The organism is Halomonas sp. SCS19, assembly GCF_040147015.1.
GTDB classification, from domain to species: Bacteria; Pseudomonadota; Gammaproteobacteria; order Pseudomonadales; family Halomonadaceae; genus Halomonas; species Halomonas litopenaei.
The window spans coordinates 4757621-4781974 of record NZ_JAMSHN010000001.1 but is presented as its reverse complement, the minus strand read 5'-3'; the positions used below and the strand labels follow the sequence as shown (position 1 = coordinate 4781974).

General features: G+C 65.3%; 18 protein-coding genes. 10 read left to right on the top strand and 8 right to left on the bottom strand.

Annotation, left to right across the window (positions count from 1 at the left end):
• Positions 1-133 precede the first annotated feature (133 nt).
• Positions 134-1147: a beta-N-acetylhexosaminidase gene (gene nagZ, locus NFH97_RS20585; RefSeq protein ID WP_108133799.1), complete on the top strand. Its 1014-nt coding sequence runs from the start codon at positions 134-136 to the stop codon at positions 1145-1147.
• Between the two features lie 22 nt (positions 1148-1169).
• Positions 1170-1748, top strand: coding sequence for a hypoxanthine-guanine phosphoribosyltransferase (locus NFH97_RS20580; RefSeq protein WP_045992365.1), 579 nt, complete (start codon positions 1170-1172; stop codon positions 1746-1748).
• A gap of 259 nt (positions 1749-2007) precedes the next feature.
• Here the strand turns inward: NFH97_RS20580 and NFH97_RS20575 are convergent, their stop codons facing one another.
• The gene (locus tag NFH97_RS20575) at positions 2008-3744 is read right to left on the bottom strand and encodes an AMP-binding protein (RefSeq protein WP_349625481.1); all 1737 of its coding nucleotides are present in this window, start codon (positions 3742-3744) and stop codon (positions 2008-2010) included.
• A 127-nt stretch (positions 3745-3871) separates the two neighbouring features.
• Complete coding sequence (locus tag NFH97_RS20570; protein WP_083970354.1) at positions 3872-4327, bottom strand: MerR family transcriptional regulator; 456 nt, start codon at positions 4325-4327, stop codon at positions 3872-3874.
• A gap of 305 nt (positions 4328-4632) precedes the next feature.
• Between NFH97_RS20570 and NFH97_RS20565 the strand changes: the two genes are divergently transcribed.
• The 5 genes from NFH97_RS20565 (at position 4633) to NFH97_RS20545 (ending at position 10549) form a co-directional block, all read left to right on the top strand.
• Complete coding sequence (locus NFH97_RS20565) at positions 4633-5799, top strand: acyl-CoA dehydrogenase family protein (RefSeq protein ID WP_253028708.1); 1167 nt, start codon at positions 4633-4635, stop codon at positions 5797-5799.
• A 49-nt stretch (positions 5800-5848) separates the two neighbouring features.
• Positions 5849-6976: an enoyl-CoA hydratase/isomerase family protein gene (locus NFH97_RS20560; RefSeq protein WP_253028707.1), complete on the top strand. Its 1128-nt coding sequence runs from the start codon at positions 5849-5851 to the stop codon at positions 6974-6976.
• 59 nt (positions 6977-7035) lie between these two features.
• Entirely contained in the window at positions 7036-7944 is a 909-nt protein-coding gene (mmsB, locus tag NFH97_RS20555; RefSeq protein WP_222517235.1) for a 3-hydroxyisobutyrate dehydrogenase, read from the top strand.
• A gap of 137 nt (positions 7945-8081) precedes the next feature.
• A complete protein-coding gene (locus NFH97_RS20550) occupies positions 8082-9263 on the top strand; it encodes an acyl-CoA dehydrogenase (protein ID WP_349625480.1) in 1182 nt (393 codons plus the stop codon).
• Positions 9260-10549 carry a CaiB/BaiF CoA transferase family protein gene (locus NFH97_RS20545; RefSeq protein ID WP_349625479.1) on the top strand — a complete coding sequence of 430 codons (1290 nt, stop codon included), beginning with the start codon at positions 9260-9262 and terminating at the stop codon, positions 10547-10549. Before NFH97_RS20550 ends, NFH97_RS20545 begins: the two co-directional genes overlap by 4 nt.
• Positions 10550-10705: 156 nt before the next feature.
• On the opposite strand, the gene NFH97_RS20540 is transcribed toward NFH97_RS20545, so the two are convergent.
• The 5 genes from NFH97_RS20540 to ppsR all read right to left on the bottom strand — a co-directional run bounded on the left by NFH97_RS20540 (position 10706) and on the right by ppsR (position 16895).
• The gene (locus NFH97_RS20540) at positions 10706-11815 is read right to left on the bottom strand and encodes a DUF1513 domain-containing protein (protein ID WP_349625478.1); all 1110 of its coding nucleotides are present in this window, start codon (positions 11813-11815) and stop codon (positions 10706-10708) included.
• Positions 11816-11819: 4 nt separating this feature from the next.
• Positions 11820-12938, bottom strand: coding sequence for an imelysin family protein (locus NFH97_RS20535; protein WP_306168850.1), 1119 nt, complete (start codon positions 12936-12938; stop codon positions 11820-11822).
• The gene (locus NFH97_RS20530) at positions 12935-14374 is read right to left on the bottom strand and encodes a di-heme oxidoreductase family protein (protein ID WP_349625477.1); all 1440 of its coding nucleotides are present in this window, start codon (positions 14372-14374) and stop codon (positions 12935-12937) included. The genes NFH97_RS20535 and NFH97_RS20530 overlap by 4 nt, the downstream gene beginning before the upstream one ends.
• A 127-nt stretch (positions 14375-14501) precedes the next feature.
• Positions 14502-15782 (bottom strand): imelysin family protein, encoded by a 1281-nt coding sequence (locus NFH97_RS20525; RefSeq protein WP_045994920.1) that lies wholly within the window; start codon positions 15780-15782, stop codon positions 14502-14504.
• A gap of 279 nt (positions 15783-16061) precedes the next feature.
• Complete coding sequence (ppsR, locus tag NFH97_RS20520; RefSeq protein ID WP_045994921.1) at positions 16062-16895, bottom strand: posphoenolpyruvate synthetase regulatory kinase/phosphorylase PpsR; 834 nt, start codon at positions 16893-16895, stop codon at positions 16062-16064.
• A 417-nt stretch (positions 16896-17312) separates the two neighbouring features.
• Between ppsR and ppsA the strand changes: the two genes are divergently transcribed.
• From ppsA to ggt, 3 genes are all read left to right on the top strand, one after another.
• Positions 17313-19685 carry a phosphoenolpyruvate synthase gene (gene ppsA, locus NFH97_RS20515; protein WP_349625476.1) on the top strand — a complete coding sequence of 791 codons (2373 nt, stop codon included), beginning with the start codon at positions 17313-17315 and terminating at the stop codon, positions 19683-19685.
• 172 nt (positions 19686-19857) lie between these two features.
• A complete protein-coding gene (locus NFH97_RS20510) occupies positions 19858-20409 on the top strand; it encodes a hypothetical protein (RefSeq protein WP_349625475.1) in 552 nt (183 codons plus the stop codon).
• A 142-nt stretch (positions 20410-20551) separates the two neighbouring features.
• Positions 20552-22390, top strand: a complete 1839-nt coding sequence (gene ggt / locus NFH97_RS20505) for a gamma-glutamyltransferase (protein ID WP_349625474.1) — start codon at positions 20552-20554, stop codon at positions 22388-22390.
• 70 nt (positions 22391-22460) lie between these two features.
• On the opposite strand, the gene NFH97_RS20500 is transcribed toward ggt, so the two are convergent.
• A complete protein-coding gene (locus NFH97_RS20500) occupies positions 22461-24335 on the bottom strand; it encodes a glycerophosphodiester phosphodiesterase family protein (protein WP_349625473.1) in 1875 nt (624 codons plus the stop codon).
• Between the last annotated feature and the right edge of the window lie 19 nt (positions 24336-24354).

Genomic DNA, 24354 nt, shown 5'->3' with positions numbered 1-24354 from the left:
GGTGATACGGCAAGGCAGCGGGTGATGTCAGGGGCCTGGACGTCCCTTGCCGGGCTTCCTGCGTCGCCCTTGGGGTGTCACCTGCTCAGCCATTAGTCTAAAATTGTTCCCTTTTTCCGATCAGGTAAGCGACATGACCCAGACGTTCGGACCCGTGATGCTGGATCTCGATGGCCATGAGCTATCGGCAGAGGAGCGATCGCTGCTCGAGCATCCCGCCACCGGTGGTGTCATCCTGTTTGGACGCAACACTCGAGATGCGCACCAGGTGCGCGAACTGTGCCGGTCGATTCGAGAGGTGCGTCCTGATCTTCTGCTGGGCATCGACCAGGAAGGAGGGCGTGTCCAGCGCCTGAAAGACGGAGTCACCCGGCTGCCGCCGATGTCCCGCCTGGGGCAGGAGTACCTGGACTCACCCGAGACGGCCGTACGGCTGTGCCAGGACGCCGGCTGGCTACTGGGTATGGAAATGGCCGCCTGTGGCCTCGATCTGAGCTTCGCGCCGGTGCTGGATGTCGACGTCGGGCTGTCATCGGTGATCGGTGATCGCAGCTTTGCCGGTGACCCCGAGACCGTGGCGCTGCTGGCGGGCGCCTTTGTCGAGGGGCTGCACGACGCGGGGATGGCGGCGGTCGGCAAGCACTTTCCGGGGCATGGGGGGGTGAAGGCCGATACCCACCATGAAGTCGCGCGTGACGAACGTAGCCTCGACGAACTCCGACAGCACGACCTGGTGCCGTTTCAGTCTCTGGCACCCAAGCTCGATGGCATGATGCCGGCTCATGTGGTGTATCCGGCCTTTGACCCAAGGCCTGCAGGATTCTCGCGCCCCTGGCTTGGCATGCTGCGTGAGAGCCTGGGTTTCAAGGGCCTGATCTTTTCCGATGACCTGACCATGGCCGGCGCTCAGGTCGCCGGTGGGCCGGTGGAGCGCGCCCAGGCGGCCCTCGACGCCGGCTGTGACATGGTGCTGGTGTGCAATGACCGAGCCGCTGCCAAGGCGGTGCTCGATGCCTGCGCCGAGCGTACCGTTCGCCGGGCTTCACGCTTGCGCTATGGCCGCGCTCGTCCTGACCTGGACGCCTTGCCGGCCCTGTCTCGCTGGCGCCGGGTACACGCTCGCCTCGAGGCGATGACTTCCGATTGATGTTTGAAACGAGTTGACTGTTATGCCGAAACTGGACCCTGCCCATAGCGCTTCACGTGACGATATGCGTGAGGTGATGGACACCGCGGATTGCCTGATCAGCCATGATGAAGTCGAGCGTGCGCTCGATCGCATGGCCGAGGAGATTACCCGGGATCTCGGCGATGAACTGCCGGTGTTCTACTGCGTAATGAACGGTGGCTTGATCACGACCGGTCACCTGCTGCCGCGTCTGGGCTTTCCGCTGGAGGTGGACTACCTGCACGCCACTCGCTATCGCGGCAAGACCCGAGGGGGCGAGCTGTTCTGGCGTGTCTCGCCGGAGATTCCCATGGCCGGACGTCATGTGGTGATCGTCGACGATATCCTCGACGAAGGTGCCACCCTGGCGGCCATCCTCGACTATTGCCGCGAGGCCGGCGCCAAGAGCATCTCCACCGCGGTACTGGTGGACAAGAATCACGACCGCAAGGCAGTGCCTGGCCTCAAGGCCGATTACTGCAGCCTGGAGGTCGCCGACCGCTATGTCTTTGGTTTCGGGATGGACATTAAAGGCTATTGGCGCAACGCCCCGGGGATCTTTGCCCCCAAGGGGATGTGAAAAGGTAAGGCCGACCACTACGTCTTTGGTTTCGGTATGCTGATATATGGTCGGTAAAGGTTACTGGCGAAACGCCCCCGGCATCTTCGCGCCGAAGGGGATGTAAAAAGGTTAGGGCAAGACCGACCGCCAGTGTCCGGCGTCAGCAATACAAGAAGCGCCCCGGGGATAGCCTCCGGGGCGCTTCTGTTTTGGGGTGCCAGGTAAGCCAGGAGCTTGGCTTTCAGGACCTTGGCTTTCAGGTCCTGCTATTCAGGACTCAGGCCAGTCCAAGTTCGTGGGTGGCTTCCTCTCGCATCTTGAACTTCTGCACCTTGCCGGTGACGGTCATCGGGAACTCGTCGACGAACTTGACGTAGCGCGGCACCTTGTAGTGCGCGATCTTGCCCTTGCAGAAGGCCTTGAGTCCTTCCTCGTCGAGCTGTTCGCCTTCGCTGAGCTTGACCCAGGCCATGACCTCCTCACCGTACTTCTGGTCGGGTACACCGATGACCTGAACGTCGGAGATGGCGGGATGGGTGTAGAGGAAGTCCTCGATCTCGCGGGGGTAGATGTTCTCGCCACCGCGAATGATCATGTCCTTGATACGCCCGACGATGGCCACATAGCCTTCATCGTCCATGGTCGCCAGGTCGCCGGTATGCATCCAGCCGGCGTTGTCGATGGCCTTGGCGGTGGCTTCCTCGTTGTTCCAGTAGCCGAGCATCACGCTGTAGCCACGGGTGCACAGCTCGCCGGTCTCGCCCTTCGGGACCACCGCGCCGCTTTCCGGATGCACCAGCTTGACCTCCAGATGCGGGTGGATGGTGCCCACCGTGGTGACGCGCTTGTCCAGCGGGGCATCGGTGGTGGTCTGGAAGCTGACCGGGCTGGTTTCGGTCATGCCGTAACAGATGGTCACATCCTGCATGTTCATCTGGTCGATGACCCGGCGCATCACCTCGATCGGGCAGATGGAGCCTGCCATGATCCCGGTACGCAGCGACGACAGATCGTAGCTCTCGAAGTCCGGATGCTCGAGCTCTGCGATGAACATGGTGGGGACACCGTACAGCGTGGTGGCCTTTTCTTCCGCCACCGCCGCCAGGGTGGTCTCGGGGTCGAAGCCGTCGGCGGGGTAGATCATGGTGGCGCCGTGGGTCACGCAGCCCAGGTTGCCCATCACCATGCCGAAGCAATGGTAAAGCGGTACCGGAATCACCATGCGGTCCTGATCGGTCAGGTTCATCGCCCTGGCCACGAACATGCCGTTGTTGAGGATGTTGTGGTGGGACAGGGTGGCGCCCTTGGGCGCACCGGTGGTGCCGGAGGTGTACTGGATGTTGATTGGTTCGTCGAACTGCAGACCTGACTGCACCTCGGCCAATTCCTCGGCGCTGACTTCGTCACTGCGCTCGAAGATGCGCTCCCAGGCCAGCATGCCTGGCAGGGTCTTGGCCGAGTCGAGGCAGATGACACGCTTGAGCTCGGGTAGTCCTGCCAGTTTGAGCGGGCCAGCCCCCTGGACGTCGTTGAGCTCCGGGGCAAGCTCCGCCAGGGTGGCTACGTAGTCCGAGGTCTTGAAGCTGCCCTGGAGGATCAGCGTCGAGGTGCCCGACTGCTTGAGCGCGTAGTCGAGCTCATGGGTGCGGTAACTCGGATTGATGTTGACCAGGATGGCGCCGATCTTGGCGGTGGCGAACTGGGTGATCGTCCATTCAGCGCAATTGGGTGACCAGATGCCCACCCGGTCGCCTTTCTTGACGCCCATGGCCAGCAGCGCGCGGGCCGCCTGGTTCACCTCGTCCTGGAGCTCGCGCCAGCGATAGCGTAGCCCCTGGTGGCGGCTGATCAAGGCGTCCTGGTCGGGGAAGCGGGATACCGTTTCGTCGAAGCAGTCACCGATGGTCTGGCCCTTCAGGGGCAGGTCACTGATGCCGCTGACGTAGCTCACGCTCGAGGGTGAGGGCGCGGTCGAGGGAGCGAGATCGGGAGAGGAAGCAGACTGGCGTGTCATCGTGGCTCTCGTCTTGTCGTCTGGTGATTGCCGTGGGGCAGGGTGTTGTCATTGTTCGGGGCAGAGCATTGGCAGTCAGGGTGTCGCAGCAGGCGAGGGACCAGCGGCCAGTCATGGAGGACGGGAGCTAGCCCTTCTCACCGAGCTGTCCCAGGGCGTCCCGGGCTCGCCGGTCGACATCGTCCATCTCGAGGCGCATCAGGCGGATATCCTCGAGCTGACGGTCTAGCTCGGCACGCTTCTCGGCGATGATCTCGAGTAGACGCTTGAGCTGGCGGGCGTTTCCGTCCGGCATGGCGTCGTACATCATCACCACCTCGCGTATCTCGGCCAGCGAGAACCCGAGCCGCTTGCCTCTGAGCGTCAGTTTCAGGCGCACCCGATCCTTCTCGCGATAGATGCGCTTCTGACCCTGACGTCGGGGCGCCAACAGCCCCTCCTGCTCATAGAAGCGGATAGTCCGAGGCGTCACCTCGAACATCTTGGCCAGCTCTCCGATACTGTAGGTGCGGGAGATCGCGGTGGGCTGGCGAGCTTCGCTGGAGGAGCCTGAGGCGCGGTTGGCGCTGGCGGTTTTGCTCATGATGCTCTGTCCTGTTGGGAGGACCCGACGCGGCGGGGTCCTTGGAAAAGACACTAGTCAAAGTTTACGTTAACGTAAAGTGGATGTAGCGAAATTGACCCTCGCCCGGGCAAGGCGCCCCGGTGTCCAGGGCCGCAGCGCCGTGTACGACTATGGGTTGATAGGTCGAAAACCGAGCAAGTGCTAGGTTGGGTCCCATTGCATGGCGGGGAAGCCGCCCGGCCGGCTGAATGGCCAGCCGAACGGTTCGCTGTCCGACTCGCTGTCTGGCTCGCCATCGACGTCTTGAACATGAGGATGCCACCATGGACTTTTCCCTTACCGACGATCAGAAGGCCCTGGTCGACGCCGCCGCCGACTTTGCCCGAGTCGAACTCAAGGATCACGCCGCCGAGTGGGACGCCACGTCGCACTTTCCGCTGGACGTCATCCGGCGCGCCGGCGAAGCGGGCTTTCTGGGGATCTATACCCCGGAAGAACACGGCGGTCTGGGGCTCTCGCGGCTGGATGCGTCGCTGATCTTTGAGCAGCTGTCGCAGGGCTGTATCGCCACCACCGCCTACCTGACCATCCACAACATGGTCACCTGGATGATTGCCAACTGGGCCACCGACGGCGTCCGTGATCGCTACGTCGAGGCCATGGTCAGTGGTGAGTGGCTCGGTTCCTATTGCCTGACCGAACCCGGTGCCGGTTCGGATGCCGCCAATCTGCGTACCAAGGCCGTGCGAGACGGTGATAATTATGTCATCGATGGGGCCAAGATGTTTATCTCCGGTGCCGGTTCCACCGAGGTGCTGGTGGTGATGGCGCGCACCGGTGAGCCGGACAGCGGCGCCCGTGGCGTCTCGGCCTTTTTGGTACCGGCGGACGCCGAGGGCGTCAGCTATGGCAAGAACGAGGACAAGATGGGCTGGAAGAGCCAGCCGACTCGACTGGTCAGCTTCGATGGTGTGCGGGTGGCCGCCGATCATCGTCTGGGTGAAGAGGGCGAGGGTTTCCGGTTTGCCATGAAGGGGCTGGACGGTGGCCGTCTCAATATCGCCAGCTGTTCGCTGGGGGCGGCCCAGCATGCGCTGACCCTGGCGCGCGACTACCTCGGCGAGCGCAAGCAGTTCGGTCGCGAGCTGTCGTCCTTTCAGGCGCTGCAGTTCCGTCTCGCCGACATGGCCACGGAATTGATGGCGGCCCGTCTGATGGTGCGCCAGGCCGCCTGGCGGCTGGACCAGGGCGATCCCGAGGCGACCGCCCACTGCGCCATGGCCAAGCGCTTTGCCACGGACATCGGCTTCAAGGTCTGCAACGAGGCACTGCAACTCCACGGGGGCTACGGTTACATTCGTGAGTACCCGCTGGAGCGCCTGGTCCGCGATACCCGGGTGCACCAGATTCTCGAGGGGACCAACGAGATCATGCGCCTGATCGTCGGTCGTCGCCTGCTCGCCGACGGCGTGGTCGAATCGCTGCAGTGACGTCGGATTGAACAGACAGCGCATGGAAAAGAGTGCAAGGAGCCAAACAATGAGTCACGACCTGGTCAGATTCGAACGCCGCCCGGCGGCCGGCGGCGGTTGCATCGGTATCGCCACCCTGAACGCGCCCAAGGCCTTGAACGCCTTGTCGCTCGAGATGATCGAGCTGCTCGACGAAAGACTCGAGGAGTGGGCCCAGGACCCCGATGTTCACGCGGTATGGCTTGACGGTGAGGGGGACAAGGCCTTCTGCGCCGGTGGCGATGTGGTGGCGCTGGTGCGAGAGCTCAAGCGCGAGCAGGAGGCCGGGCGCGGTGTCGGCAGCTATGCCAGCCACTACTTTTCCGCCGAGTATCGCCTCGACTATCGACTGCATACCTATCCCAAGCCGTTGCTGGTATGGGCGGACGGCATCGTCATGGGCGGTGGGCTCGGCCTGACCGCCGGTGGTCGGCATCGTCTGGTGACCGAGACCACTCGGATCGCCATGCCGGAGATCACCATCGGTCTGTATCCGGATATCGGGGCCAGCTGGTTTCTCAACAAGATGCCGCCGGGGGTCGGGCTCTACCTGGGTCTTACCGGCGCCAGCATCAACGCCAGGGACGCCCTTGACCTGGGCATGGCGGATCGTTTCGTGCCGCGCGAGCGGCGCGACGAGCTGCTCGCGCGACTCTGCGACTGCCACTTCGCCCCTGGCCACGTGGATGACGCCGAGGCGCTGGTGTGCGACGTACTCGGTGAATTCGAGGCGCCGGAGAAGGCCCCCGGGGCGCAGGTCTGGCCCCATCTGGATCACATCACCTCGCTGACCCTCAAGGGCCGCGTGGAGGACGCCGTGGCTGCCATCCTGGGCGATGATCGCGACGATGACTGGCTTTCGGCCAATCGCGCACGACTCGAGAAGGGCTGTCCACTGACCGCGCAACTGGCCTGGCGGATGCTCGAGCGACATCGCCACTCCTCGCTGGCCGACGCCTTCCGCGACGAGCTGGTGGTGTCGATCCAGTGCAACGTGCTGGGCGACTTCGCCGAGGGAGTGCGCGCGCTGTTGATCGACAAGGACAAGTCACCGCAGTGGCGGCATCGAGACGTCGCAAGCGTAGGCAGCGCCGATCTGGCGGCGATGTTCGGTGCCCCCTGGGGTAACGGTCCCGGGCCACTGGACGACCTTTGATCGCCGCTTGACGTGACAGCACAACAATCACAATTCGTTAGATAGCCAGGAGACATCTTATGCAAATCGCCTTTATCGGCCTTGGCAACATGGGCGCGCCGATGGCCGCCAATCTGGTCGGCGCGGGCCACCAGGTGCGGGTCTTCGACCTGGTCGAGTCGGCCATGGCGACGCTTGAAGAGCAGGGCGCGAGTCGGGCGAGTTCCGCCCTGGAGGCCGCCGAAGGCGCCGAGGTGGTGGTCTCGATGCTGCCGGCGGGGGCGCACGTCAAGGCGCTGTACCTCGGCCGTGACGGTGCCGAGGGACTGCTTGACCAGCTCTCGTCGCGGCCCTTGCTGCTCGATGCCTCCACCATTTCGCCGGACGATGCCCGGCTGGTGGCGGGCGAGGCCGCCAATCGCGGCCTGGCCTACCTCGATGCGCCGGTGTCCGGCGGCATCGGGGGCGCCAAGGCCGGCACCCTGACCTTTATCGTCGGTGGCGACGCCGACGCCTACGAGCAGGCCCGTCCGGTGCTCGAGGCCATGGGCAAGAACCTGTTCCACGCAGGCCCCAGTGGCAGCGGCCAGGTGGCCAAGATCTGCAACAACATGCTGCTTGGCATCCTGATGAGCGGTACCGCCGAGGCGCTGTCTCTGGGTGTCAAGAACGGCATGGATCCGGCCGTGCTGTCGGAGATCATGAAGCAGAGCAGCGGCGGCAACTGGGCATTGAACGTCTACAACCCCTGGCCCGGGGTGATGGAGGGTTCCGCCGCCTCACGTGACTATCAGGGCGGCTTCTTGACCGACCTGATGGCCAAGGACCTGGGGCTTGCCTGGGAGCTGGCGCTTGAGTCCCGCGCCAGCGTGCCGATGGGTTCCCAGGCGCGCAACCTGTTCGCGCTGCACAGCGCCCAGGGTAACGGCGGTCTGGATTTTTCCAGCATCCAGTCGCTGTACCGGGCCGGCGAGTCGTCCGGCCAATAGCCGGGCTGACGACGTTCGGGCCTCGTCGTTCGACGTCGAGGCCCGTGATTCGTCATCGCTCGACCAAGGTGGGGGTTGGCAAGACCGACCATTAGGTCTACATTTGGTGAAAATGTAGAAATTCTGGAGCCCCCGCCATGACCAGCATCACCCCCGTTAACTGGGAAGATCCCTTCCGCCTCGTCGATCAACTCGACGAGGAAGAGCGTATGGTCCAGCAGACCGCCCACGACTACTGCCAGGAAAAGCTGCTTCCCCGGGTGCTCGAGGCCAACCGTCACGAGCGCTTCGATCGCGAGATCATGAACGAGATGGGGGAGCTTGGACTGCTCGGCGCCACCATCGATGGCTACGGCTGCGCCGGCATGAACTACGTCAGCTACGGCCTGATCGCCCGTGAGGTCGAGCGGGTCGATTCCGGCTATCGCAGCGCCATGAGCGTGCAGTCGAGCCTGGTCATGTACCCGATCCACGCCTTCGGCAGCGACGCTCAGCGCGATCGCTACCTGCCGAAGCTTGCCAGCGGTGAGTGGGTGGGCTGCTTCGGCCTGACCGAGCCGGACCATGGCTCCGATCCCGGCAGCATGTCGACTCGGGCCTATCGCACCGACTCCGGCTGGCGCCTGAACGGCACCAAGACCTGGATCACCAACTCGCCGATCGCCGACGTCTTCGTGGTCTGGGCACGGGACGAGGAGGGGGTGGTCCGCGGCTTCGTGCTCGAGAAGGGCATGCCTGGTCTCAGCGCGCCCAAGATCGAGGGCAAGTTCAGCCTGCGCGCCTCCATCACCGGCCAGATCGCGATCCAGGACGTCGAGGTCTCCGACGACCAGCGTCTGCCTGGCGTGCAGGGCCTGAAGGGGCCTTTCTCCTGTCTCAACCGCGCCCGTTACGGCATCAGCTGGGGTGCCATGGGCGCCGCCGAGGCCTGCTGGCACGCCGCACGTGACTACACCATGGAGCGCAAGCAGTTCGGCCGCCCGCTGGCCGCCAATCAGCTGATCCAGAAGAAGCTCGCCGACATGCAGACCGAGATCGCCCTGGGCCTGCAGGCGTCGCTGCGGGTGGGGCGGATGATCGACGACGGCCAACTGGTGCCCGAGGCGATTTCGCTGATCAAGCGCAATAACTGTGGCAAGGCGCTGGATATCGCCCGGGTCGCCCGGGACATGCACGGCGGCAACGGCATCAGCGACGAGTACCACGTCATCCGTCACGTCATGAACCTCGAGGCGGTCAACACCTACGAAGGCACCCACGATGTGCATGCCCTGATCCTCGGGCGTGCCCAGACCGGCCTGCAGGCCTTCACCGGGTGAGTGACACCGCCATGCACCAGGCAGACAGCTCAGCGGAGGCCGGCGCCGGCAATACGACAGGCGAGAGCACGCAAGCTGCCAGCGCCGCCAGGCCGCTCGAGGGGGTTACCGTGCTGGACATGTCGCGGGTGCTGGCCGGCCCCTGGTGCGGCCAGCTACTCGGCGACCTCGGCGCTCGGGTGATCAAGATCGAGCACCCCGGTCGTGGCGATGACACTCGCGGCTGGGGGCCGCCCTGGCATCAGGGCGAGCCGATCGACGGTGATGCGGTCGAACGCCAGGCCGCCTATTACCTCTGCGCCAATCGTGCCAAGCAGTCGTTGGCGGTGGACATCGCAAGCGCGGATGGCCAGCGGCTGATCAAGGCGTTGGCCAAGGGCGCCGACATCGTGCTCGAGAATTTCAAGGTCGGCGGGCTAGCTCGCTATGGCCTCGACGCTGCTTCGCTGCGAGAGATCAATCCGGCGCTGGTGGTGTGTTCCATCACCGGCTTTGGCCAGACCGGACCCTACGCCCACCGGGCCGGCTACGACTTCATGATTCAGGCCATGGGCGGCTTGATGAGTCTGACCGGCGACGCCGACGGCATGCCGATGAAGACCGGAGTGGCGATCACCGACGTGATGACGGGGCTTTACGCCACTGTCGGGGTGCTGGCGGCATTGCATCGCCGGCGCGAGACCGGTGAGGGCAGCCACGTGGACCTGGCGCTGCTCGACGTTCAGGTGGCGACCCTGGCCAACCAGGCGCTCAACACCCTGGTCAGCGGTGTGGCACCGCAGCGCTTCGGCAATGCTCATCCGAATATCGTGCCCTACCAGGCGTTCGCCTGCCGCGATGGTCATCTGGTGCTCACCGTGGGCAACGACGCCCAGTTCGCCCGCCTGGCTGAGCTGCTCGGGCACCCCGAATGGGCCGAAGGCGACTACGCCACCAACGAAGGACGGGTCGCCCATCGCCAGGATCTGGTGGCCTTGATCCAGGGCATTCTGAGCGGCGGCGAGCGCGATCACTGGCTCGCCGAATGCGAGGCCCAGGGGATACCGGCAGGGCCCATCCATACCTTGCCGGAAGTGTTCGCCGATCCTCAGGTGCGTCACCGTGGCATGGCCCGGGAAATCGACGGCGTGCCCCAGGTCGCCAACCCGCTGCGCTTCGATGGGGCCAGTGCCACCGCCGATTCCGCGCCACCACGCCTTGGTGAGCACAGCGACAGGGTGCTGACCGAGATGGGGTTGTCGGCGTCCGATATTGAGCGGCTGCGCAGGGAAGGCATCATCCGCTAAGCCCCCCCCCAGCAGTACCCGAGTGCACACGGCCAGGCCCGAAGGGGCCTGGCCGTGTTGTTGGCGCGGTCGTCGATGCCAGGGGCGATGTCAGGATTGATGCCAGGGGCGATGTCTTGGTCGACGGCCCGATGGCCGATAACACGCGGGTGGTGATCAGGTCAGGTGGTTGTCCCAGCGCAGCGGCAAGGCGGCCAGTTCGTGATGGCGGCCGCCATCGTCGATGCGGTGGACCTCGCCACCGCCGGTGGTGACCAGATATCCCCCTGCGCCGTCGCAGCGAACGCCTGCCGCGTCCTCGATATCGAACTGTGCCAGCAGCTCGCCGCTGGTCCTGCCCAGCACCAGCACCTTGTTGCCTCGTGGGGCGGAAATCGCCGCGCTCGGGCGCACCTGGCTGGTCGCCACGCTGGCGGTGTACTGGGCCAGACGCCCTTGCAGGGGCGAAGGCAGCACCTGCTCGCTGAAGCTGCCGTCCGGTGCGCGCCTGGCGATCAGCGGGTGGTCGGTCTCCCACTCGGGGCCCTGGAACTGGTAGCCGGCGACGACGGTGCCGTCGGGGGCGATGTCCAGATGGCGACAGCTCAGCTGGTGGTGGGATGGCCGATGGCGTTCGAGGATCTCGCCGCTATGGCGATCGAGCAGCAGCAGGGCGGGGTCCATGTCCGAGAGGTTGAGCTTGGCCCGTCCGCTGTCGGGCTGGGTGCGGATACCGCCCAGCGCCACCACCAGGGTCTCGCCATCGGGCATCAGGCCGAGCTCGTGGGGACCGATGCCGTCGAGAAGGTGGTCGCCCACATGCCGGTAGCCTTGCTCGGCGTCGTGCACCTGAACCAGCCCCATGGCGTCGTCGATGCGATTGGCGGTGACGTAGAGCCAGCGACCGCTCGGGTCGAACACGCCGTGGCCGTAGAAGTGCCGGCCCTGTCCCGCGCTGATCTCGAGTGTCGATGCCTGGCGCCTGGCGTCGAGCACATGGAAGCGTTGGCCTGGCCGTCGAGCGAACAGTACCACCTCGTCGCGGCCCGGTCTGAGGCAGCCGCCGTGGCAGCGCTCCGGGCTCGGCAGCAGAAAGTGACCCGCGCCGTCGCGGCGCAGCCCTGCCAGGTGGTGTCCACCGTCGCTGTCGTCCACCGCGCTGAAGTACCACTGCCGGCGGCCATCATCGTCCAGTGCCCACAGACTGGCCGGCAGGCCGGTGGCGGCGAGTCCCAGCAGCGACGCCTTGAGCAGGCGCCGCCGGGACAGAGAAGGAAGTGACGCCACCGGGTCAGTCTCCGTCGCTGGAATTGAAGCCCTTGACCACCCCCAGGGCGGGGGCGATCTGATCATCGAGCAGCGCCCGCAGCTGGGCCACCTCCAGGTAGAGGGTCGCCAGTTCTTGTTGTGCTGCCGGGGAGCTGGCATCGCCATCTGAATGTTCGTCCAACGCATCGACGATACCGGTATCGATCGCCTCGGCCTGATCGAGCGTGTCCTCCAGCTGGCGAGCAAAGGCGTCGCCCAGCTCGGCATGGCCGGCCTGATCCAGCCAGGTCGCAAGGCCCGGCTGGAAGTACTGCTGCAGGCCCGCCAGGCTGGCGGCCGCCAGGGCCACCGACTGGCCACTGCGCCAGGCCTCTGCGCGATAGGCATTGGGCGCGGCGCCCATCAAGCCGAGCGGCTCGCCGAGGCGCTTGTCCTCCAGAATCTCGAGAGACTGCATCGCACCGTGCAGGGTCGCCTCGTTGTAGCTGTCGGTGGCCAGGTAGTGCGGCGCAAAGGCCTGCCAGTCGGCAACCACGGCGTCGCTGACGGCGACCAGGTGGCTGCCGATGGCCCCAGCCAGGGCGCAGGGCAGGGGGTCGCCCAGCGAGCGGCTGGCCATGACGTCGTCGTAGAGCAGTACTTCCAGCGCCGGGAAGCCCTGCTCGGCGACGCCGGCCTCGGCGATGTCGTCGGCGCCGACGGGGGCGTCCTGGCGTAGCCTGGCGCCGACGCGGGTACCCACAAGATTCTTGGCGTCGGGCCAGAACTGGAGCTGCCAGGCACGGCTGTCCACCTCGATCGGCCCGAAGTCGACAAAGCGCACCGCTTGCCAGGCCTGGTAGGCCGCAAGCCACTCACTGCGCAGCGCCGGGCGGTCGACCCCGGCCTCGCCGCAGCTCGCCTTCAGGCGTTCGGCCAGTGCCTGAGTCCGGCTCGCCAGTTGCCGATAGCCAAGCCCGATATCGTGATGCCAGACGCTGCGCGGGGTGCTTTCGTTCTCTGCATCGTGCGCGGTGTCAGCGCTGGCGTCAGAGGACCCCTGGGCCAGGGCCGTCCCGGGCCCGCCCAGCGTCAAGCCGGCGGTCGCCAGCAGCAGGGCGGCTGCCAGGGCGCTACCCGAGTGTCGTGGAAAAGTCGTCATAGGGAGTTCAGGAAGTCCAGTAGTTGTTGGCGCTCGTGGGCCTCAAGCGCCTTGTAGGCATTTCGTGAAGATTCGGCTTCACCGGCGTGCCACAGGATCGCCTCTTCCAAGGTGCGAGCCCGTCCGTCGTGCAGGAAGCCAGCCTGGGGATTGACGCTCTGGGCCAGGCCTAGCCCCCACAGTGGCGGGGTGCGCCACTCATTGCCGTCGGCCTGGTACTCGGGGCGACCGTCGGCGAGGCCTTCGCCCATGTCGTGCAGCAGCATGTCGGTGTAGGCCCACAGGGTCTGTCCGGCCAATTCGGCGCGCTCGGTGTCTTCCGGCGTGGTCAGCGACGGGCGATGACAGCTGGCGCAACCCAGGGTGTTGAAGTGACGGGCGCCGGCCTGGACGTCTGGCGAATCCATGTCGCGCCGCTCGGGTACGGCCAGGCTCGAGGCGTAGAAGGTGATGAAGTCGGCGACCTCGTCACTGACTTCGGGATCGCCGCCATCGGGGAAGTTCTCGCAGCCCTGGCCCGGCATACAGTCGGTGCTCGCGGCCAGGCGCGAGGTCAGGCCCATGTCACCGGCAAAGGCGTGCAGGCTCTGCTGCTCCACCGTGGGCTCACCGGCCTTCCAGCCGAACCGTCCCAGCACGGTGGTCTGCTGGCGCACGTCCCACACTCGGTTTGGCCGGCCCGAGATGCCATCGCCGTCGGCGTCCTGCTCATCCGCCCAGGCCAGGATCTGCGCCTCGTCGACCACCTCGAGCAGGCCCAGGCCGATCATCGGCGGGGCGACCCGGGGGGACGTCAGCAGATTCTCGGGCAGCTCCCCGTAAGCGGGGTTCTCGATGGAATAGACGGGCGCCGCGAGCACCACGTGGTGTCCGTCGTCGAAGCTGATCTCGCGATCCTCGAGGGTGTGTACCATGTCGGCTTCCGGCGTGGCGCCGGGAATCGCCGCAGTCTGAAGCTGGCGCCCGTAGTGGGGCACCGGAACGGCGCCGGTGCGCCTTACGATGTCATGATCCTCGTCGCTTTCAGCGGGCAGCGACAGGCGCAGGAACAGAGACACCGGCGCCTCGCCAGGGGCCGGAGGGTGACCGCGGCCGTCCTTGATATGGCAGCCCTGGCAGCTGTTGGTGTTGATCAGCGGTCCGAGGCCGTCACGGGCATCGGTGCTGGCCGGTGCCACCACCCAGGGGTTGCGAAAAAAGCTGTTGCCGACGCTGAAGTCCAGGCGCTTGGTCATGCTCATGTTGCCAAGGGGCAGCGAGTAGGCGTTGTGGTCGAACTGGCTGACCGAGCCTTCGCCACCAGAGCGTGGGTCGTTCTGGATGGGCGGACTGTCGTTTGCGCTGACTGGCGCGTCGTTTGCGCTGACCGGCGCGCCGATGACGAGGGCCGCCAGCAACGCTGACAGGGCAGGGGGGAGCGACGGAAATTGACGCATCAGGCGTTTCCTTGAAACAGGTGAGCCGCACGCGGGCGGTGCGGCTTCTTGGGGCGAATGACTCTCATTGCATCATCCGCCAAGGCGTTATCACCTGATCTGGATCAAGCGGGGTCCAGTGACGGGGTCAGAAAGTATGACCGGCGTCGTCGGGCTGCAGCGAGGTGACGCCCAGTTCGCCTGCGGCCTGCTCGATGGAGCCGGTCTGGGTGACCAGCGCCAGGATGGCATCGTTGACGATGGCGGCGCCCTGGTCATTGCTCGGTGCGATCATCATGTCGAAGGTCATCGGCGAGTCGCTGCGCTCGGCGGTCTCCTTGAGGGTGCCGAGCGCGTCCATGGAGGCCTCGATCTGCTGCTCCAGGGTCTGGGCCAGCTCGCTGTCGCGCTGGGCCAGCAGGGCTTCCACGCCCGGTCCTTCCAGGGTGGTGCCGTCGATGCGCTGGTAGCTGCCGGTGTAGACGTTCTGGATGCCCTGACCGTTGTAGTAGTGCGAGTTATGAGTGTTGTCGCTGAAGCAGTCGTGCTCGTCCTCGTAGGAGTTGGCCTCCAGCGCGACCTTCATGCGCTCACCGGCGAGCTCCCCCAGTGACAGTGAGCCCATGCCGAAGAGGATGCGGCGCAGGCCTTCTTCAGCCGGTTGCGCGGTCAGTTCGCTGCGGTAGTTGTCGCCGTCTACCGGCGCCCACTGGGCGACCATCCATTCCAGGTCGTTGATCAATAGCTGACTGGCTGCCTTCAGATAGGCCCGACGGCGGTCGCAGTGGCCGTTGCTGCAGTCTTCGCCCTGGGCGAAGTCGCTGGCGGGGCGCTCGCCGGCGCCGGCCTCGTAGCCGTGCTGATCCTGGCCCCACAGCAGAAACTCGATGGCGTGGTAGCCGGTGGCCACGTTGGCCTCGGAGCCGCCGATCTCGTTGAGCTCGGCCAGCAGCTCCGGGCTCAGGGTACTGACGTCGATCTCTTCGCCGCCGACGTTGATGCGCTCGGAGGCAATGATGTTGGCGGTAGCGCCGGCGTTGCCCAGCTCGTGCTGGTAGCCGTCCTGAGCGACGTAGTCGATCATGCCTTCGTCCAGCGGCCAGGCGTTGAGCTGGCCTTCCCAGTCGTCGACGATGGCGTTGCCGAAGCGGAAGACTTCACTCTGCTGGTAGGGCACCCGCGCCTCGCGCCAGGCCTTCTTGGCCGCGGCCAGGGTCTCGGGGGTCGGCGCGGCCAGCAGGCTGTCGATGGCCTCGTCCAGCGCCTTGGCCGTCTTCAGTGCGTCGCTATAGGTGGTGTGGGCGAGATCGGTGTAGTGGCTCACCACCGCCTTGGCGGTAACGTCTTCGGCGGCGACGTGGCTAGACACGACAAGGGCACTGGCGGCAATGGCAAGCGCCAGGGGACGGCGGACGAGACGGGAGATCATGGGGCGTTACCTTTTCTCAGGGCGGTTATTCTTGCGCGGCGACGACAGGTAAGGGATGGCTGCGCCGGGGAGTCCACTACGGAAAGAAATAGTAACGAGATTGACTATCATTGCAAGTCGCTGGGTGCGCTGGAACGGTCCGGAGCCTGGTGACTCAGCCCTATGCCCAAGCCCACGGACCCTGCGCTGTGATGCAGCCGAGCAGGGGGCAGCGAGCCGACAGGGAGATGGCGGAAAGGAGGCACCTTCCCGCCATGGACCGGCGGACGCAGGCGGGTGTCAGCGCGGTGAGAAGCGGCGGTTGATGCCGGTCTCGGCGATCATGCGGGTGGAGATTTCCTCCACCGAGAAGCGGGTGGCATCGATAAAGGGGATATGCAGCTGGCGGAACATGGATTCGGCCTGGGCGACCTCCTGCATGCACTGGTCCATGCTGCTGTAGCGGCTGTTGGGGCGACGTTCGTGGCGGATGGCGGCAAGCCTGCGCGGGTCGATGGTCAGGCCGAACAGCTTGTGGCGCTGCTTGGCCAGTACCGGCGGCAGCTTCAGGGTGCCGCTGTCGTCCTGGTCGTCTTCGGTCAGCGGATAGTTGGCCGCGCGCACCCCGAACTGCAGCGCCAGGTACAGCGAGGTCGGCGTCTTGCCGCAGCGTGACACCCCGACCAGGATGACATCCGCCTGGTCGTACTGGTGGGTACGGGCGCCGTCGTCGTTGTCGAGGGCGAAGTGTACCGAGTGGATGCGGTCCATATAGACATCGTCGCTGGAGATGGCGTGGGTACGCCCGACGCTGTAGGAGGAGTGGGTGTCCAGCTCGCGCTCCAGCGGCTCGAGGAAGGTGGAGAATATGTCGACCTTGAAGCCCGGTGCCTGGCGAATCACCGCGCGGATCTTCTCGTCGACGATGGTGTCGATGATGATCGGCTGCACGCCGTCGCGCACGGCGGTGGCCTCGATGATGCTGACCAGCGAGCGCGCCTTCTCGATGGTGTCGATGTAGGGCTTGGTCAGCTTGCGGATGTCGACGTTCTCGAACTGGGCCAGCAGGCTGCGGCCCAGGCTCTCGGCGGTGATGCCGGTGCCGTCGGAAATGAAGAAGGCGGTTCGGGTCATGACGATTCCCTTGAAGACAGTGATGGCATTGTCCGTTTACCGCTGCGGTGAGACAAGTTGTCGCTGTTCCAAAGTAAACCTAAGGCGGCACAGGCGTGCCCGACTACAAGATAGGCTGGCTTTCGATCAGCCTCTGAAAAAAGTCCTGGCGGCGGGGCCGAGCCAAGCATTCGCGCGCCTTTCAGATACTTTGACGCCAGCATCCGACGTCATGATTTGCGCGCCCTGGCGGAGACCTCGATAGCGGCGTCAGGGCGCTGACTACAGGAATCGTCGATTTCCCCCGGGTGTTGTAAAAATCCTCCAGTGACTTCGCTCTTAGACCAATGGCGAATATGGCGAGGCGCTGATAGAGTCGCCAGCATCCAGTCATGACGGCGCGTCACGGACGAGGTCGTCGACATCCAAGGGGGTCACGTGGACAAGTACATTCTGTGGTTTGATCAGCTGGGCATGAACGACGTCGAGCGAGTCGGGGGCAAGAATGCTTCCCTGGGCGAGATGATTTCCAACCTGTCCGGCGCCGGCGTCACGGTGCCTGGCGGTTTCGCCACCACCGCCGAGGCCTATCGCGAGTTCCTCTCCCACGAGGGGCTCAACGATCGAATCAACCAGGAGCTTGCGCGTCTCGACGTCGATGACGTCAATGCCCTTGCCGAGGCCGGCAGCAAGATTCGCCAGTGGGTCATCGATACCCCGCTGCCGCCGGCCTTCGAGGCCGCCCTGCGTGAAGCCTACGAGCTGATGCTCGGCAAGCATCCCAACCTCAAGGTGGCGGTGCGCAGCTCCGCTACCGCCGAGGATCTTCCCGACGCGTCCTTCGCCGGCCAGCAGGAAACCTTCCTCAATATCGAAGGCTACGACAACATCAAGCGGGCGGTGCACGAGGTGTTCGCCTCCTTGTTCAACGACCGCGCGATTTCCTACCGGGTGCACCGTGGCTATGCCCACGAGAACGTGGCGCTGTCCGCCGGCGTGCAGAAGATGGTGCGCTCCGAGACCGGGGCCAGCGGCGTGATGTTCACCCTGGACACCGAGTCCGGCTTCCGTGATGTGGTGTTCGTGACCTCGTCGTGGGGCCTCGGCGAGACCGTGGTGCAGGGCGCGGTGAACCCTGACGAGTTCTACGTCCACAAGACCACCCTGGCGGCAGGCCGCCCGGCGGTGCTGCGGCGTAACCTCGGCTCCAAGCTGATCAAGATGGTCTACACCGGTGATGCCAGCGCCGGCAAGTCGGTGGAGACCGTGGATGTGCCGCTGTCCGATCGTGGCCGTTTCAGCATCAACGACGAACAGGTGATGGCGCTGGCGCGTCAGGCGATGACCATCGAAGAGCACTACGGCCGTCCCATGGACATCGAGTGGGCACTGGACGGTGACGATCAAAAGCTCTACATCGTTCAGGCGCGTCCCGAGACCGTGGTGTCCCAGCAGGAGGGCGGCTCGCTTGAGCGCTTCCAGCTCAAGGAGAAGGGGCGCACCCTGGTCACCGGTCGCGCCATCGGTCAGCGCATCGGTCGCGGTGCGGTCAAGGTCATCCTCAGCCCGGACGAGATGGACAAGGTCAACGCCGGGGACGTGCTGGTCACCGACATGACCGACCCGGACTGGGAACCGATCATGAAGCGCGCTTCTGCCATCGTCACCAACCGTGGCGGGCGCACCTGTCACGCGGCGATCATCGCCCGCGAACTGGGTATCCCGGCGGTGGTGGGCTGTGGTGACGCCACCGACGTGCTGCGCGATGGCCGTGAAGTCACCGTGTCCTGCGCCGAGGGCGATGCCGGCCACGTCTACGATGGTCTGCTGGAGTTCGACCGCAACGTCACCAGCGTCGATGCCATGCCGGACATCCCGTTCAAGATCATGATGAACGTGGGCAACCCGGATCGCGCCTTCAGCTTCTCCACCCTGCCCAACGCCGGTGTCGGCCTGGCGCGTCTGGAGTTCATCATCAACCGCATGATCGGCGTTCACCCCAAGGCGCTGCTGGAATACGACACCCTGCCCAGCGAACTGCAGCAGACCATCGATCTGCGTATCGCCGGCTACGACGATCCGGTCAGCTTCTACGTCGACAAGCTGGTCGAGGGTATCTCGACCCTGGCGGCGGCCTTCTATCCGGAGCGGGTCATCGTGCGAATGTCGGACTTCAAGTCCAACGAGTACGAGAACCTGATCGGCGGCAAGCTCTACGAGCCCGGTGAAGAGAACCCGATGCTCGGTTTCCGCGGCGCCTCGCGCTACATCTCCGAGAACTTCCGGCCGTGCTTCGAGCTTGAGTGTCGGGCGATGAAGCGGGTGCGCGACGAGATGGGCCTCGACAACGTCGAGCTGATGATTCCCTTCGTGCGTACCACCGAAGAAGCCAGTGAAGTGGTCGACCTGCTGGCGGCCAATGGCCTCAAGCGCGGCGATAACGGGCTCAAGGTCATCATGATGTGCGAGCTGCCGGCCAACGCCCTGCTCGCCGATGAGTTCCTCGAGTACTTCGACGGCTTCTCCATTGGCTCCAACGATCTGACCCAGTTGACCCTCGGTCTCGATCGCGATTCCGGTATCGTCGCGCACCTGTTCGATGAGCGGAACCCGGCGGTCAAGAAGCTGCTGGCCATGGCGATCCAGGCCTGCAAGGCCAAGGGCAAGTACGTGGGGATCTGCGGCCAGGGGCCGTCTGACCATCCGGAACTGGCCAAGTGGCTGATGGAGCAGGGCATCGATTCGGTGTCACTGAACCCGGACGCGGTGCTGGAGACCTGGTTCATGCTGGCCGGCGAGACCATCGGCTGAGCATCACCATGCTGTGAGACGGCGACGCGATCGCCCGCCTGTCGACGCCGCGGACCTTCCGCGGCGTCGTTGCGTTGTGCGGGTGTGCGAAACTCGCTCAATCGCCTCGAGGGGCTCCCCAAGTGCCCGCTAACTTGGCACCATGGGAAGCTTTTCTTTTCAGGATCTTGTGATGGCGTATCTGTTGGTCATGGGCAGCGTGCTGCTGTCCATCGGGGTGTGCCTGGGCTGGGCCTGCTGGTCGCTGGGGCGCTGGACTCTCGGGCGGCTGCTGCCAGGGGGGCGTCAGTCATCGGGCACGGCAACACAAAAGGCGAAGCCAGGACCCAGGGCCCGCAGTCGCAGCGATTCCCCGACCAAGGCCTCGAGCAAGGCCGCGAACAAGGCCCAGGCCAAGTCAGAACCCAGGCAGGAACCCAGGGCCTCACGGGGCAAGGCTGCTTCGTCAAAGGCGGTCAAGAACAAGGAGCCTACGCCTCCCTGGGCATTGACTCGGGGCCTGTCACGCTTTGGCTCGGCGCTGCCGCTGGGCCTGCTGATGGCGTTGATATACGGTGTGGTACGCCTGGCCGAGAAGGGCATGGCGGCCAGAGCCGAAAGCACCCCTGAGGGCTATCACCAGTTGGTGTCGGTGCTCGGTGTGACCGCCGTGGCGCTGCTGGCGCTGGCACTGGTCTCGCGGTTCTGCCGCTGGCGGCTGGATCGCTACGAGCGCCGGCAATGAGTCAGCGCTGCTCGTCGGCGGTAAAGGATGCCGGTGAAACGCGCACATCACAGCGAGCCTGCGTGCCGTCTCGACGCTCAAGGCCTATGCTGAATCAAGCAATCAAGACTCTCCCGTATTACTCATCACAAAAGGAGCGGTGATGACATCGCGTACTTCGCCACGGTTGGCGCGTCTGGCGTCTTCCATCGTTTGCGGCAATCTGCTGCTGGCCGGCCTGCTGACGACACCGGCCTTTGCCCAGGAGGGGTTTGAATACGCTCGTCCGGACATCTCGCCGGAATCGAGTTCCGGCTACCAGGAGAAGCCCGGCTGGTCGACCTCGTCCTTTGCGGTGGCGGCGGCGAACCCTCTGGCCACCGACGCCGGCTATCAGGTGATCAAGGCCGGAGGCTCGGCCATCGATGCCGCCATCGCGGTGCAGATGGTGCTGACGCTGGTGGAACCCCAGTCCAGCGGCATCGGCGGTGGTTCCTTTCTGATGCTGTTCGACGGGGAAGAGGTTCACGCCTTCGATGGCCGTGAAAAGGCCCCATTGGGCGCCGACGAGTCCCTGTTTCTGAATGCCGACGGCGATCCGATCGACTTCATGACCGCGGTCGAGAGCGGGCGTTCGGTGGGGGTGCCCGGTACCTTGAGGATGCTGGAGCTGGCGCACGACGAATACGGCGAGCTGCCGTGGAAGTCACTGTTTGCGCCGGCCATCACCCTGGCCACGGAAGGTTTCGAGATCAGCCCGCGTCTGCATCAGAGCCTGGTGTCGACGCCAAGCCTTGCCGAGGACGAGATCGCCGGGGCCTACTTCTTCGATGACCAGGGCGAGCCGCTTGAGGTGGGAGCGACCCTGCGCAATCCCGCCCTGGCGGCGATTCTGACCAAGGTGGCCGAGGAGGGCAGCTCTGCATTGCACACCGGCGAGTTCGCCGAGGATCTGGTGTCCCGGGTGCGGAATCACCCGGAGCTGCCCGGTACCCTGAGTCTCGAGGACATGGCGGGTTACGCAGCACTCGAGCGTGAGCCGCTGTGTACCCCCTGGCGTGACTGGGAGGTCTGCGGTTTCCCGCCACCCTCGTCGGGACACCTGACCGTGATGCAGATACTCGGCATGATGGAGGCCTTGCCGGAGATCGAGACCGCCACCCACGAGGGTGTACCCACGGTGGATTGGCTGCATCCGTTTCTCGAGGCCTCGCGCCTGGCCTTTGCCGATCGCGGCCGCTATATCGGTGACAGCGATTTCGTCGAACCCCCCGGCGGTGACTGGAACACGCTGCTGGCACCGGACTATCTGGCGAAGCGCGCCGAGCTGATCAAGCAGCAGAGCATGGGTAGCGGCGAGGCGCGCCCCGGCAACCCCGGTTCGCTGGAGACCGCCTACGCCTCTCAGCCCCAGCAGCCCGAGCACGGCACCAGCCATATCAGCATCGTCGACCCCCGGGGCCAGGCGGTCGCCATGACCTCGAGCATCGAGCAGGCGTTTGGTTCGCGCATCATGGCCAACGGTGGCGGTGAGCTTGATGGCGGCTATCTGCTCAACAATGAGTTGACCGACTTTTCCTTTACCCCGACAGATGAGCAGGGCACACCGATCGCCAACCGGGTGCAGCCCGGCAAGCGGCCGCGTTCGAGCATGAGTCCGACGCTGGTGTTCGAACGTGAGAGCGGCGAGCTGGTAGCGAGCCTCGGGTCTCCCGGAGGCGCGGCGATCATCCACTACACCGCCCAGACACTGGATGCCATGCTTACGCGTGGTGTGGACGCCCAGCAGGCGCTCGATCTGCCCCATGCGATCACCACCGGTGGCACCGTCTATCTGGAGCAGGGCCGCTTCCCCGAGGCCACGCTGCGCGATCTGCGGGGACTTGGCCACGAGGTCGAGACCCGCGAGTTGACCAGCGGTCTGCAGGCGCTGAAGGTCACCGAAGACGGCTTCTATGGGGGTGCCGACCCCCGCCGTGAAGGCGTGGTCATGGGCGACTGAGGCGCGCCATTCGCTCCACGGACTGATGTTGCCCCCGCTCCCGGCTACCGCCGGGGCGGGGGTTCTTCGTTCAGTCGTCGGCCAGCCAGTGGCGCAGCTTGGTCAGCAGTAGCTCGGCGTCGCTCATCCTGCGTCGTTCGCGCAGCAGCGCGCTGAGTCTTTCGGGACGGTCGGTGATGATGCCGTCCACGCCCATGTCGATAAGTCTGGCCATGCGGCCAGGATCGTTGACCGTCCAGGCGTAGAGCGGCGTCTGGTTGAGGTGGGCGCGTCGCAGTTGATCATCGTCGATCTGGCTGTTGCGCAGGCCGAGCCCGTCGAAGCGACGCTGCGGCAGGCTGCCGGGCAGGGCCCACTCTGCCAGCAGCAGTGTCCTGGCGCGAGGTTCCTGGGCGTCGATCAGATGGATCTGACGGTACGACAAGGACGCAAGCCAAGTGGTCTCGAATAGCCTGGGATCGCCACAGATCATGCGCGCCAGGCGGTCTTCTGCCTGGTCTCGGCAGTGCAGGCGCCAGCGGCGTTCGGCGTCAAGCTCTGCCACGACCGCCTCGATCAGCGCCTGTTCCTTGCCACGGCTCGGCTTGAGCTCGATGATCAGGTCGGCGCGGCCACGCACCGCAGCCAAAGCCTGGTCGAGCCTGGCCAGGCGTTCGCCGGCGAAGGCATGACCGAAGCCTGATCCGACATCCAGCGTTGCCAACTCCTGCCAGTTCAGGTCGGTGACCCGCCGCGGGTCTCCCGCAAGACGCTGCAGCGTGGCATCGTGGCTCAGCACCACGCTGCCGTCGGCACTCAGGCGTACATCGATCTCGATCTGATCGGCGCCGTCTTCCAGGGCCTGGCGGATGGCTGACAGGCTGTTTTCCGGCGCTACCTCCGAACTACCCCGGTGGGCGATCACCTCGACTTCGTCATTGAGCTCCTGTCGCTCCACCATCAGCCACGCCTGGGAGACGGCGAATACCAGGATGCCGACCTCCACCGCCCAGGCCAGCCGCCCCGGGTGGGCGTCTGCCGGTGGGGGATCGGGGCGCGGCAGTCGATGGGCGCGGCGCAGGTACAGGCAGGTCGCCAGCAGGGCGTTGAGCACGATCACCGCGAAGGCGACACTGAGCGTCAGCAGGGTCGCGGCGGTGACCACCAGCAACATGGTCGTGATGACCACCGCGCCGATCTCGGGCAGTGTCGACAAGAGGGGGGCGACCCAGGCGCTGAAGGCGATCGACACCGCCGATGGCAGCACCAGCAGTACCGCCAGCATCGAAAAGATGACCCGAGCAAGTCCCCCCTGGCGGTGCCGGGTCAACTGGTAGCTGCGGCGCATCGCTGCGACAGGCGAGAGACCCTCCAGTACCACGCAGGGCAGCGCCAGCCACCATCGGATGTAGAGTCGCGCCGCCAGCGCGGCCCAGAGTCCGACCAGCGGAAGCAGGGTCGAGGCGTAGAGCCAGAAGGCCGGTGGGCGCACCCGCCGCACATAGTAGGGATCCAGGTGACCGAGCAGGGAATCGTGGACCAGGCTGGCACAGGCGGCGACGAGGGTCAGGGCCAGCAGGTGAATCGACACCTGCAGGCTGGCGAGGCCTAACAGCCTGGGAAGACGATGCAGGCTCTGCCACAGGGCGATCAAGGCCTGGCGCGCGTGGGAGCCCTGGCGCTCCACCGCCACCAGCATCATCCCGGCCTGCTGCAGGTAAAGCAGCGTCAGCAGGATGACGGCAAAGGCGAGGATCCAGCTGAAGCCGAGCGGCGACAGCAGCAGTTCGACCGCATCCACCGTGGTGACCAGGGGGCGGCCAACCCGCGATAGCCAGCCGGCCAGCAGCCAGCCCATGGCCGGCAGCAATGCAGCCGAGGCGAACAGCGTGAACAGTAGATGGTAGGCCAGCAGAGGACGCAGGTGGTCATGCAGGCTGGTGTAGACATCCCTGGCAAGCGTCATGAGTCTAAAGTGTGCCGTT